We start from the raw sequence: 12920 nt of genomic DNA, 5'->3' as shown, positions 1-12920 counted from the left end.
TACGCCCCTGGCGACAACGATCAGTGACTGCATCCCGGCCCATCACGTCGAATACAGGCCGCTCGATCACGAAAGCTCGGCCATTCGCGACAGCAGGAACCGTGCGATCACCACGTGAAGCGGACGTACGAACAGCCACATGACGCGGGCCGCAGGACGGCGGTACTCGAGGAAAGTGACAAGAGTCAGCACTGTGGCTTCGACGCGTAGCACGAGGTTCGCCCGGACACCAAGCCATCCGTGAGTCGCAAGACGGGCCCAGCGGGGCTGACTGTCCTCGAGAGCCCAACCAAGCACGTGCTCGGCCGACGGGTACGGACCGAGTCGAACACTGATCGCCCTCCACCCGAGCCTCAAGCCAACCCGTGCGGGCGCGGGCAGCGACTCGAAGATCGCCCGCAACCACACCTCCGCGGCGCGGGCATCCGCTCTGGGCACCCCCAGCTGGAACGCCTCCGCGTAATCAATGCGGTACAGCGATGCATAGGAGCGGATTTCGTCGCTGACGGGGGCCGCAATCACGACGCTCATAGCCGTTGATGCCAGCGGATCAGCGCAAAGACCGAAAACTCCAACGAGGCTCGCCACGATAATTTCGACCCTGCGTTCGAGATCCGACCCGAAAGCCCCGGCAAGTCCATGCGCTCCCCCCATTCTGACCTCAGCTCCTCGGCTCGCACCAGCTGGACCTAGCGGATCGTCCAGCACATCGTCCGAGACGGACTCAGTAGACAGGGCAATAGCAGCTCATCGTCTCCCCGCGAGCAGGCTAGCCTGCTGCATCCGCCCATGCGGCCGTCCCCTGTCCCCGGCGGGCCGCACCAAGCTGAGTTTCGCGCGTGTCACGCCGACATCGCCGCAGCACCGCCCTCCCACTCACCCAGATCATCCACACGGCGATCCGGGACCCTCGCACAAGCCGCTCGCCTGCGTTCCGAATTTTCCACTACCCGGCAAGAATCCCTTCAGAAAATTCATCAGCCTCACCACCGACCCAGATTCGGGTCCAATGACCTCAAAACTTTTTCCCCGCACGTACGCCCTCCCTCTGCAGCTTTCAATCAGTTCCACGCCAGCAGTATCTACGAAGCTTACCGACCCCAGATCGAGCACGATACGGTTAACAACCGAGTCTATCCTATTTTCAAGCAACTCCCGCAAACGCCCTGAGCAATTGAGGTCGATCTCTCCGTTCACCTGCACGACCGCCGTATCCGAATCAGGACGGAAAACCACCGTCGTGGCACTGAATCCGCCGAACCGACCAACAGCGTCCGCGCTACGAGGCACCCCTACGACCACCGTCTCCTTTGTCATGAAAACCCCCAAAAGCACTCGCCCGCCACCATTGCGCCAGTGCGCACCCACCTGCACGCAGGCCTACTGAGAAAACACGATCATTAAGCATCTACCGACCCGAAACTGGCCCGTTCAGCATGGAGCACCTCAAGATCACATCCACGGCCGGTTTCGGCCACGCCAACTCACCCTTGCATTATGCGAAACCAGCGCCCCTCTCCGCATCCTGAAGAAGGGAGCGCCGTGAAGTTTCTACCCGGCAAGCGCCCATCGGCCTTGACCGACGACTCGGTCGCAGGCGCGACTGGAAAATCAGCGATACGGTGTCGTGTTCGACCTCGCCCGCACGACGGCGCTCGCCTGACCCGCGAACTCCCGACCCGATCGCGGACGCGAAGCCCCCGGCCCATGCTTGCCAACTGCCGGAATTATTCGCGCGCCACTCTGCTGCAGGAGGCCGAAAAAGACGAACATATTGCGCTCCGCGACGGCTAACCTGCTTATATGTCGGACATCACCACACCGCATCTCGCTTTCCGACGGCACCACGACCATCACCAGCACCGTCGAGCTCCCCGCGCCCGCGGCGCGCACGCACTGGCCTGACGACGCCTGGTATCGCAGCGCGGGGTTCGTCCGGCTACGAACTCCGCCTCCCCCTCCGCCGCACCTTTCCCGGCACGTCCGCTGACAAAGGAGTCACACGTGTCCACAATGGATCCGTAGAGATCTGCGCAAGACCTCGCGGAGCCACCGGAGAGCCCGGCTGACCGGATCGCCCGCCCGACCGGACAACGAGTGGGTGCGTGCTTCGTCCGTTCTACGTCGCGACCATGATCGGCGCCTGGATGCTCTTCACTAGTCAGCGCACTCACCGGGCAGCGGCCCAGGAACGGGAAACGCCGGGCTGAGATCGGTGGAGGTCCGACCCCAGCCCGGCTACCCACGCGAGCGCCACTCACCGGCTCCGAAGCGACAGTGCTTTCCCAGAACCGGCCTGCACGAGAAACTCGCAGAACCAACGCTAACGCGGAGAGCACCACCGTCCATCACTTTTCCAACCGATCACTCGATCAGCACCACACCGAACCCCTCCGGAGGACCCACAAACGTGCACCGTCCGCGGATGCCGCAATTCCCGTGAACCTCCAGCCCTGACGCTGCTCGGCTTGCGCCGAAACCATGCACCGCCACCTGCGCGAAAACGAGGACTACACCGCATGATCAACGCCGCAGCCGGCCACGGCGGAGGTAGCCGCCCGCTGCGATGTCAAGCGGGAGCACGGACGAGGAGCCGCGCGGATCTATCCGTGCGTGGTCTCAGGCGCCGAGATCGCTGCGGCGCTGCGGGCGATGTCGAGCAGGGCCACGCCGCCGACGCGGGCGCCGATAGCGATGATCGACGGCTCGGAGAGGTCGGTGGCGGAGCGCAGGGTCTCGATGTTGAGGATCTCGACGTACTCGATCTCGACGTACTCGACGTCGAGCTCCTCGCGGGCCCTGTTCTTGGCTTCGAGCGGTGTTCCCGCACCGGAATCGACGACGTCCAGCGCGGCGCGCAGCGCACGGGGCAGACATGCCGCCCGCTGCCGGTGATCCCCGAGCTGGACGTTCCTGCTGGAAAGGGGCAGCCCGTCGGTGTCGCGCACCGTCGGCAGGACCGCGATCTCAGCCGGAACGTTCAGATCGCGGGCCATCCTCTCCACCGCGATCCAGTGCGGCAGGTCCTTCTCCCCGAAGAAGACCACCGTCGGTTGAACGATGTTGAGCAGTTTGACGATGATCGTGCACATCCCCGAGAGCTGACCGTCTTCGGCCAGGCGGGTGTCGTGCAGGGTGCCGGCAAGTTCGCCTCGGACGGTGACGGCCGTGGCGAACCCGTCCGGGTAGATCTCCGCTACCGGCGGCGCGAACAGCAGGTCGACGCCTTCGCTCTCCGCCAGGCGGGCATCCTCTTCTTCGTTCCGGGGGATAGCGGTCGTACCCGGCGGGGTCGAGGAACTGCGCCGGGTTCACGAAGATGGAGGCGACAACGACGTCGCAACGCCTGCGCGCCTCGCTCATCAGGGAGGTGTGGCCGCGGTGCAGCGCTCCCATGGTCGGGACGAAGCCGATCGAGTTCCCCCGTTCCCTCCTCGACCGCAGGGCGGAGCGCAACTCGTCGATCGTGCGCACGATGTGCATTTACCACTTCTCAATCGGTTCGGGTGCGTGTCCCCTGCGAATCCGCGCAGGTACCGGGTGCCGAACGGTTCGGGAGCATCCGGCCGGCGTTTGCACCGGCCGCATGCCCGGGGGTCATCGCTCCGCTGCGGTGGTGTCCGATGAGGATCCGGGTGGTCACCCTGCGGCGGACGGCACGGCCCCGGCGGACGCGCGCCTCCAAGCGGGCCGGGCGGTGGGTGGACCGGGTTCCCGCGCTCGCCCGCACGGACCGCATCGCTCCTCCGGTCGCCCGGCCGGGGTCAGGCCCGTGTCTTGGTGGAGCCGGACGGGGCGTGCGCGATCACCTCGTGCAGGACCTCGCCTATGGTGCTGATGTGCGGTTCAGCGCAGTCGAACAGAGCGCTGGCCTCGGCGTCGACGTGCGTGGTGCGGACCTGGTCCGGGCGGAGGCCCCGGACCACGGCCGCGTACGGCGCGTTGGTGTCCATGTAGGTCTCACCACGCTCGGTCGACCCCACGGTCAGGATGCGGACCTCGCCGTCGAAGCCACCCGCCGGCTGATAGGCGAACATGGCACCCAGGTTGGCCTGGTAGACGTCGATGCGGTGGCGCAGCAGGTCGTGACCGACGTTGGAGAGGCCGTCCTGCTGCGCCAGGAAGCGGGCTACGATGTCGGCGCGCTCTTGCTCCGGAACAGCGGCGATCTCGTCGAGCGGCAATTCGACCGTGGTCCCGAGCAACCGGCCGATGATGAACCCGTAGTCCACGAGTCCGCGGATCTGGAGTTCTTCCGCGCTGGGCAAGCTGGTCCACGGCCGGTCGAACGCGGGCATCAGGTGCAGGACGAGACCGACCTCGTGCCCCGCCGCCTGAAGCTGCCGAGCCGTCTCGAAAGCGGGCAGTCCGCCCATGCAGTTACCGGCGAGGTAGTACGGGCCTTCCGGCTGGACCAGACGGATCTGCTCGACGTTGTGCGCGGCGATCTCCTCCACCGTGCCCAGCGGGGAGCGTTCGCCGTCCAAACCCGGCGTCTGGCACCCGTACACACTCCACTCCGACGGGATGTGCGGCAGGTAGCCGTTCATGTAGCCGACGCTGCCCTCGGTGGCGGGGAAGAGATACAGGTTCGGTCCGGTTCCCTTCCGCAGTGCCTTCAGGTTGGACCCGGCGACGTCCAGGATCGCCGTTCCCGCGTTCTTCTCCGCGAGAAGCCGCTTCAACGCCTCGCGCTTGGTGTCCGACAGGGCTTGCACGCGCTCGTGAACGTTGCTCATCGGATTCCTCTCGTCGTGTACCAGTCGTGCCGGTCGGAGCAGGGGCGGTCTACACGTCGCGCAGCAGCGCGGCGACTTCCTCATCGCTGAGAGATTCGAGTGCTCCCAACGCTTCCAGCAGATCCGCGTCGGCCTGGTCGGCCACCGCCCCCGCGGCCAGGACCTCCGCCGCGACCGCGGACACGGCCGTGTCCCGCATGAACACGTGCAGCGGGAGGCGGACGCCTGATGCCTCCTCGATCAGGTGCAGCACCCGCACCGCCGCCAAAGAATGCCCGCCGGAGGCGAAGAAGTCGTCGTCGCGACCCACTCGGTCGCGGTCGAGTACCTGCTGGTAAGCCTCCGCCACCAAGATCTCCTCCCGCGTTCCGGGCGGTGTCGCGACCGCGTCGCCGGACGGTTCCGGTGTCGCGACGCCGCGTAGCGCCTTGCGGTCCTTCTTCCCGTTGGGAGTACGGGGAAGTTCCGGGTGCAGGACGTAGTGCTGCGGCACGAGAACGGGCCGCAGCGACGCGGCGGTGTGCGCCGCCAGCGCAGCGGGTTCCGGCTCGAAGCCCGGCTCCGGTTGCACGTGCGCGATGAGGGCGCCGCTGTCGGCGAGCAGGACCACGCAGTCCCGCACGTCCGGGTGAGAACGCACGGCGCGCTCGATCTCCTCCGGTTCGATGCGGTGGCCGCGCACCTTCATCTGGTCATCGGTGCGGCCCAAGTGGCGCAGTGTGCCGTCGCCGAGCCGCAGTGCCAGGTCACCGGTGCGGTAAGCGCGCCGCGGCGTGCCGTTTTCGTCCTCGATCGTGGTGAACCGCTGCTCGGTGAGCTCCGGGTTCCCCAGATAGCCGTCGGCGAGCCCGGTTCCGGCGATGTGCAGCTCGCCGGGAGCACCCGGCGGGAGCGGGGTGCCGTGCGGGCCCAGTACGTGCAGCGTGGTGTTGTTCACCGGTTCCCCGACGAGCACCGGCCCGGACCCTGGCAGCACCTTCCAGCGAGCCGACCAGATGGTGGTCTCGGTGGGCCCGTACAAGTTCCACACCCCCGAGCACCGGTCGAGCAACGCGTTCGCGAGATCCCGGCTGAGCGGTTCCCCGCCGCACCACGCGGTCAGCTCCGCGCGACCCGCCCACCCGGTGTCCACGAGCATCCGCCACGTGGAGGGCGTGGCCTGCATGGTCGTTGCGGCGCACAGGTCCAGCCGGTCGGCCAGGAGGCGAGGATCGCGGGTCTCATCCTCGGTCGCCACGACGAGCCGCGCTCCCCGCATCAGCGGCAGCAGCAGTTCCAGCAGCGCGATGTCGAAGAACGGGGCCGTGACCGACAACAGGACGTCGTCTGTGCCGAGACCTGGGCTGTCGGCGATGCCGGCCAGGAGGTTGAGCAACGCCTCGTGCCCGACCTGCACGCCCTTCGGCTCGCCTGTCGAACCGGAGGTGAACAGGACGTAGGCGGGCGCCTCCCCCACCAGTGCCTCTCCCACGGTCGGCGAATCGGTGGCGGCCGACTCCCCTTCCGCGTGGGAGGGGTCGACCGGCTGCACGTGCGCGGGCAGCGGGAAGTCACCGCTCGTCCAGGCGAAGCGAAGCGAGCAGGAATCGGCCTGCGCGGCAAGGCGCTCTTCGGGAAGGTCCAGCGGCAGGGGAACCGCCGTCGCCCCGATCCGCCAGGTCGCGAGCAGAGCGATCACCAGCTCCACCGATCGGGGCAGCAGCAGACCGACCCGTTCGCCGCTGCCGCACGTCCGCCGCAGCAGGGCCGCCGCCGCACCGACGCGTTGCTCCAGTTCCGCGTAGGTGAGCCGCTGGTCGCCGCATTCCACGGCGGTGTCCTCGGGAACGAGCGCTGCCTGGTCCGCGATCAGAAGGTCGACCCGACGGCCGGGCACAGGTGCCGCGGTGTCGTTCACCGCATTGATGATCCGGAGGTCCGCGGGTCTCAGCACCGGGATCCGGTGCACCGACACGTCCGGCTTCGCCGCGACGTGCTCGACCAGGCCCCGCCAGCGCTCCAGCAGCTCTTCCGCCGTAGCGCGCTCGTAAAGGTCCCGGTTGTAGAGCAACGCCAGCGCGAGCGACCCGTCTTCCCCAGGGGTGAGGTGGAATTCCAGGTCGAACTGCACGATTCCCGGGTCGAACGGCAGCGGGACCGACGTGACGCCGGGCAGCTCCCACTCGGAGGGTGCGTCCTGCAGCGCGAAGAACGTCTGGAAGAGCGCGTTGCGCGCGGTGTCACGCTGCGGGACGAGCCGTTCCACCAGCGTTTCGTAGGAGAAGTCGCGGTGATCCCAGGCCGTGGCCGTTTCCTCCGCGGTGCGCTCCAGCAGCTGCCGGAACGTGATGTCCTCGCTCAGGTCCACCGGGAGTGCGAGCGTGCTGACGAAGCACCCCGCCGTGTCCTGGAACCGCAACTCGGGGCGGTTGGCGTGCGGTGTGCCGATGATGACCTGATCGTGTCCGGTGTGGGCGGCGAGCACCGCGGCGTGCGCGCTGAGCAGCGCGGAGAACGGGGTGGTCCGATGTTCGGTGGCCAGCTCGGTCAGCGCCCGCACCGTACCGGGATCGATGACTGTCTCGGCCTTGGCACCGCGGTATCCGCGCAGGGCCGGGCGCGGGTGCTCCGTCGGCAGCTCGGCTCCCGTGACACCGGACAGGGCTCGCACCCAGTGCTCCAGGTTCGCGGTCCGCTTGGGGTCGTCGCGGTGCGCGAGGTCGTGCAGGACGAACTCCGAGTAGTCCGCTTCGGGACGGAACGCGGGACCGTCCTCGCGGTAGGCGTTCGCGAGCTGCCGCACCACGCACCCGTGGGTCCACCCGTCGCAGATCAGGTGGTGGTAGGTGATCGCCCACAACCACTCGTCGTCCCCGGCCGGTACCAGAGTCGATCGGAGCAGCGGTCCGCCATCGAGATCGAACGGGCGCACCTGCGCCTCGCGCAGGCGCTCGATCGGATCCGCCTCGGACGGGCCGAGCTCGGTGAGGGGGACCGACATCGACGGATCTACCAGCTGGATCGGCTTCCCGCCCGATTCGACGAACACCGCCGAAAGTCCCGGGTGCGCGGCGAGGACAGCGTTGAGCGCCCGCCGCAGGCGGGCGGGATCCACCTCGCCGCGCAACCGGTAGGCATAGGTGAAGGTGTAGCCGACGCCGGACTCGTCGAGCTGCTGCAAGAACCACAGCCGACGCTGCACGCCCGACAGTGGCAGGGCGGTGCGCCCCCCGAGCTGGGCGAGCAGCTCCTCGCGCCGCTCGGACAGCGCCGCGCGCAGCGAGTCGGGCAGGGTTCCGCTCGCGCCGTTGAGCCGCAGCCGGCCGTCGGCGACGCGCATCGTGAAACCGGCGGACGTCGTCTCCTGCAGCAACCGCGCGGTGTCCTCGGTCAAGTGGGCGATCACAGCAGTACCTCCACGGGCGAATCAGCGGAACCTGGGCGCCCGCCGTCCGCGACGCGCAGCAGGAGCAAGATCTCCTCGGCCAGCGGCCGCAGTCCCTCGGCCCGCAGCAGCCGCGAGGTGGGCAACTCCACGCCCAGCTGGTCCTTGATGGAGTTGAGCCACTGCATCGCGGTCAGCGAAGTCAGGCCGAGTGCCGTCAACGGCTGGTCGGTGGGTACGGCGTCCGCCCTGGCACCCACCAGAGCGGCGAGCTGGCTCGCGAGGTGCGCTTCGAGCAGCGGCAGTGCTTCCGCGTCGGGTGCTGCGGCCAGCGCCGCGACCAGGCTTTCCCCTTCACCATCGCCGTCCACCCCGCGCGGCGTGGGGATGATGTCGTCCCCGAGCCAGTACCGCTGCCGCTGCCAGGGGTAGGCGGGCAGTTCGGTGATCCCGCCGGGTGGCACCGGCAACAGGTCCGGGTCCAGTTCGAGCCCGGTTGTGTGCGCGTGGGCGAGCGCGGCCAGCAGGGCTTGCCGCTCGGGTGCCTCCCGGTGCAGCGACGGGATGGCCGTGCTGCCCGAGGCTGCCGTGGCGGCCTCCACCGACGGGCAGAGCACGGGGTGCGGCCCCATCTCGATGAAGCGGCACGGCCGCTCCGCGGAGGCGTGCCTGAGCGCGTCCACGAAGCGGACGGGCTGGCGCAGGTTGCGCGCCCAGTAGGCACCGCCGAGGGCGGCGCCGGGGTGCTCCCGCCCGGTCACGGTCGAGAAGAACGGGATGTCCGCGGCACGCGGAGTGATCCCGGCCAAGCCCCGGTCCAGCCGTCGGGCGACCTCTTCGACCTGCCTGCTGTGCGAGGCGACGTCGACGGCGAGGACCCGGTTGAACACCTCGTGGGCGGTGAGCTCTGCCGCCACCCGTTCGACAGCGCTCGTCGTCCCCGTCAGGACGGTCACGCGGGGCGCGTTGAAGGCGGCGATCTCCAGCTCTTCCGGGTACTCCGCGAGCAATTCCCGCGCGCGGGGTTCATCGACGGCAGCCAAGAGCATGGATCCGGCACCCGAGACGCTGGTTAATCCCGCGCTGCGGCGGCAGATCACCCGAACTGCGTCCGGAAGGGTCAGCGCCCCGCTGATGTGGGCGGCAGCCACTTCTCCCATGCTGTGCCCTATGACGGCGTCGGGGTGCACACCCCACGAACGCCACAGCGCCGCCAGGCTCACGCTGATCAGGAACAGCGCGGGCTGGACAACCTCGATGGCGTCCACGTCCAGCGGATGTTGCCCGGACAACCACGGTAGGAGGTCGACCCCGCCCTCCGCTTCGACGAGCCCGGCACACCGGTGCGCCGCGGCGCGGAAGACCGGCTCGGACTGGTAAAGCTGGGTACCCATGCCCGGGTGCTGTCCGCCCTGGCCAGGGAAGACGAACACCGTCGAAGCGCGCCGAGCGCGCCCGGTGAATAACGAGGGCGACGGGATCCCCCGCGCGTGCTCCTCCAGCGCCTGAGCTGCGTCCGCCGGAGTCGATGCCACCAGCGCCAACCGGTGCTCGTGCTGGGCCCGCCCGACGAGCGCGGTGTGCGCGACGTCGTGCAGCTCAGCGGGAGGTGCTTCGGAACCACCACGGCGCAGCCGGACCGCGAGAGCAGCCACCGCCGCGTCGAGTGCCTGCTTGCCCTTGCCCGAGGCGACGAGGACCGTCGCGTCCTCGTCGGCGGACCACCGCGTGCGCCCGGCCGTTCTGGCTCCCACCAAGATCCTTGCGAACACCTCTGACGCGGTCTCCTCCCGCGCACACGTGGCCAGCACGGTGGCGCCGGTGCACGCCCGGACGTCCTGTTCGACCACGGGGTGCGGGTTGACGTCGACGAACAGGTCGTTGCCCGCCTCCGACAAAGCGCGCAGCACCGGGGAGAAGCGGACCTCTTGGCGCAGGTTCGCCGCCCAGTACGCACCGTCGAGTTCGATCCCCTCGACTGGTTCGCCGCTGAGAGTCGACCACATCGGGATGTGCGCGGGGCTCGGCACGAGGTCGGCCAACCCGGCTTCGAGCTCGGGGACGATGGCCGCCATCTGCGGGCCGTGCGAAGCGTAATCCACGTCGACGTCCTGGCACCGGACGTCGAGGTCGCGCAGCAGTCCGCGCAGGACTTCCAAGCCCTCGTGGCTCCCCGACACCACTGTGCGCCGGGGATTGCTGCGGACCGCGATGGCGAGGTCCCGCCGCACCTGCTCGATCAGCGGGGCCAGCTCCTCCGCTCCCAGGTCGACCACCACCATGCTGCCGCGCCCGGCGACCGAGTCGAGCAACTCGGCCCGGGTGGTGAGCACCGCGACGCACTGCTCGAGGGACAACGCCCCGCACACATGGGCGGCGGCGATCTCCCCCATGCTCTGACCGACCACCGCGGCCGGGCCCACACCTTCGGCCGCCCACAACTCGGTCAGGGCGACCTGCATGGTGAAGATGCCAGCCTGGATCCACGCGGTGTCCACCGGAGCCGACCCCAGGTCGGTCAGCGCACGTGCGATCGATCCGCCGAGGTGCGGCTCCAGCGCTCGGTCGCATCGGCGGACCGCGCGGGCAAAGGCGGGTGCCGACATCAACCCCGCCGCCATACCCGGCCAGTGCGAACCTTGCCCGCCGTAGACGAAGACCGGCGCGCCGGTGGGCATCCGATCCGGGAGTTCCTCCTCGGCCACCGGACGTCCCCACTCCGGTGGGCTCGGATCTGACCCCAGGACCAGGTGGCAGTTCGTCCCACCGAAACCGAACGCGCTCACTCCCGCGCGAACGGTCCCGCCGGCACCGCCGGGCCACGGCTGCTGCCGGGCGGGGACCTCCAGTGCCAGCCCCGCGAAGTCGATGTGCGGGCTGGGCGAACGGAAGTTCGGGTTCCCCGGAATCGTGCGGTGCCGCAGCACCAGGGCGGCCTTGACCAGCCCGGTGACCCCCGCTGCCGCTTCCATGTGCCCGACGTTGCTCTTCACGGCGCCGAGGACGAGTGGAACGGCACCGCTGTCCCGAGCGGCGCCGTACACCGCGCCCAACGCGCCCGCCTCGATCGGGTCACCCAGCTCGGTGCCAGTGCCGTGCGTCTCCACGAACCCCACCTCGGAGGGGTCGACGTGAGCATCGGCGCAGGCGGCGCGGATGACCTGTTCCTGGGCCTGCGGACTCGGCGCGGTCAGCCCATTGCTGAAGCCGTCGTTGTTCACGGCGCCGCCGAGGATCGTGCAGTAGATCCGGTCGCCGTCGGCCACCGCCCGCGAGAGGCGTTTCAAGACGATCACGGCGCCGCCTTCACCCCGGACGTAGCCGTCGGCGGCGGCGTCGAACGGCTTGCAGCGACCGTCCGGCGCCATGGCGCCGAACCGCGACATCGCGACCGTTGAGGCGGGCGAGCACATCAGGCTCACCCCGCCCGCCAGCGCCAGTTCGCACTCGCCGGACAGCACCGCGCGCCGAGCGAGGTCGACCGCCACCAGCGACGACGAGCAGGCCGTGTTAATCGCGAGGCTCGGCCCGCGAAGCCCCAGCTGGTAGGAAATCCGGGCGGGGACGACACTCGTGTCTCCACCCGTCGCCGAGTGCGGGGCCATCAGTTCCGGGCGGGACGCGAGCATTCCCGCGTACTCGCTCCACATGACACCGGCGTAGACACCGGTCGAACTGCCGCGCAGCCCGTCTGGAGGGATCCCGGCGTCCTCCAGGGATTCCCACGACAGCTCCAGCATGAGCCGTTGCTGGGGATCCATGTGCGCGGCTTCGGCCGGAGAAAGCCCGAAGAAGGCCGGGTCGAAATCCGCGATGCCCCCGTTGAGGAAGCCTCCCCAACGGGTCGAGGTGTGACCGGCCCGTCCCGGATCCGGGTCGTACCACTGCTCGGCGTCCCACCGCTCAGCTGGGACCTCGCCGACAGCACTGCGTCCGTCCAGCAGCATCCGCCAGAGCATGGAAACGCTCGGGGCGCCAGGGAAGCGGCCGGCCATTCCCACCACCGCCACGGCGTCATCGCCTTTCGCCGGTCGCGCCGCGGGCGCGGATGCATCGACGGCGCCCCCTGGATCCGCGAGTGCCGCCGCGAATTCGGCAGGTGTGGGAAATCGCCAGGCCATCGTCGGCCGGAGGTCCCTGCCCACCCACTCGCCGACTTCGCTCACCATTTCAGTCAACGCGGCCGAGTCCAATCCGTGGGATTGGAAGCGGCGGTCTGCGGACACCGCGGATTCCCTCCCCCCGGTCCGTCGCGCGATCCAGCCGATCAACCAGCGCAGAACACCGGTTTCGTCTTGCAAATCTTGGTGGACAGCAGCGCGCCGAGTCATGAGGAGGCACCCTCCAGCAAATTGGGTAGAACCGCGACACAGCGGAATCCGAATCGCATTCAAAGATCAGTGCGAACAGGGTTCAGTGTTGACGTGGAGAGCAGCGCACGTCAATGGAACCGAGATCACACAGCGGAGAGCGACTAGCAGCCACGAACGGTAGCCCGTCGGTTTCAGTCCGCAAAACGCGTCGGGCAGCGCGCTCCGAAGGTCGCGCGGCGGACCGCAGCGCGACGTTCGCGGACTACTACCACCGCCTGACCGGCTACATCGGCGACGCACCCGCTCGGCTCGCAGCGCCAGACCCGCGGCGGGTCAGCCCGGCCGCCGACCGACGCTCTTCACATCGACGCCGAAGCGCACCTACCTCTGAGCAGGACCACCAGGCGGAAACCGGCCCGACCAGGTCGCCCCGCACCACGCCACCGGGAGAACGCGATAATGCGAACAAGGATGCTGTGGACGTTGTTCCGGAAAACGAATCGG

Annotated in this window: 6 protein-coding genes and 1 pseudogene; all 7 read right to left on the bottom strand. The window is 68.8% G+C overall.

The genetic code is table 11. From position 1 onward, the window contains the following. Positions 1 to 66: 66 nt before the first annotated feature. Positions 67 to 531 carry a hypothetical protein gene (locus LCD33_RS01425; RefSeq protein ID WP_224966513.1) on the bottom strand — a complete coding sequence of 155 codons (465 nt, stop codon included), beginning with the start codon at positions 529 to 531 and terminating at the stop codon, positions 67 to 69. Between the two features lie 354 nt (positions 532 to 885). Then, a complete protein-coding gene (locus tag LCD33_RS29550) occupies positions 886 to 1317 on the bottom strand; it encodes an STAS domain-containing protein (RefSeq protein ID WP_224966512.1) in 432 nt (143 codons plus the stop codon). Between the two features lie 1286 nt (positions 1318 to 2603). Further along, on the bottom strand, positions 2604 to 3272 hold the full coding sequence (locus LCD33_RS01415) for a pantoate--beta-alanine ligase (protein WP_374228397.1): 669 nt from the start codon (positions 3270 to 3272) through the stop codon (positions 2604 to 2606). A 13-nt stretch (positions 3273 to 3285) separates the two neighbouring features. After that, positions 3286 to 3483, bottom strand: a pseudogene (locus LCD33_RS28715) (pantoate--beta-alanine ligase); the annotation flags it as partial. Between the two features lie 281 nt (positions 3484 to 3764). Then, positions 3765 to 4739 (bottom strand): thioesterase domain-containing protein, encoded by a 975-nt coding sequence (locus LCD33_RS01410; protein WP_224966510.1) that lies wholly within the window; start codon positions 4737 to 4739, stop codon positions 3765 to 3767. A 49-nt stretch (positions 4740 to 4788) separates the two neighbouring features. Next, complete coding sequence (locus LCD33_RS01405) at positions 4789 to 8124, bottom strand: non-ribosomal peptide synthetase (protein ID WP_224966509.1); 3336 nt, start codon at positions 8122 to 8124, stop codon at positions 4789 to 4791. After that, positions 8121 to 12497 (bottom strand): type I polyketide synthase, encoded by a 4377-nt coding sequence (locus tag LCD33_RS01400; protein WP_224977439.1) that lies wholly within the window; start codon positions 12495 to 12497, stop codon positions 8121 to 8123. Before LCD33_RS01400 ends, LCD33_RS01405 begins: the two co-directional genes overlap by 4 nt. Positions 12498 to 12920 lie beyond the last annotated feature (423 nt).

The sequence above is a fragment of the Saccharopolyspora sp. 7B genome, assembly GCF_020177435.1.
Taxonomy (GTDB): Bacteria; Actinomycetota; Actinomycetes; order Mycobacteriales; family Pseudonocardiaceae; genus Saccharopolyspora_C; species Saccharopolyspora_C gregorii.
This window is presented reverse-complemented; position numbering and strand designations above follow the sequence as displayed.

What these genes read in the sequence shown, in the direction of transcription:
- LCD33_RS29550 (WP_224966512.1), bottom strand. Translation starts at nt 1,317, where the DNA reads ATGACAAAGGAGACGGTGGTCGTAGGGGTGCCTCGTAGCGCGGACGCT.
- LCD33_RS01410 (WP_224966510.1), bottom strand. Translation starts at nt 4,739, where the DNA reads ATGAGCAACGTTCACGAGCGCGTGCAAGCCCTGTCGGACACCAAGCGC.
- LCD33_RS01425 (WP_224966513.1), bottom strand. Translation starts at nt 531, where the DNA reads ATGAGCGTCGTGATTGCGGCCCCCGTCAGCGACGAAATCCGCTCCTAT.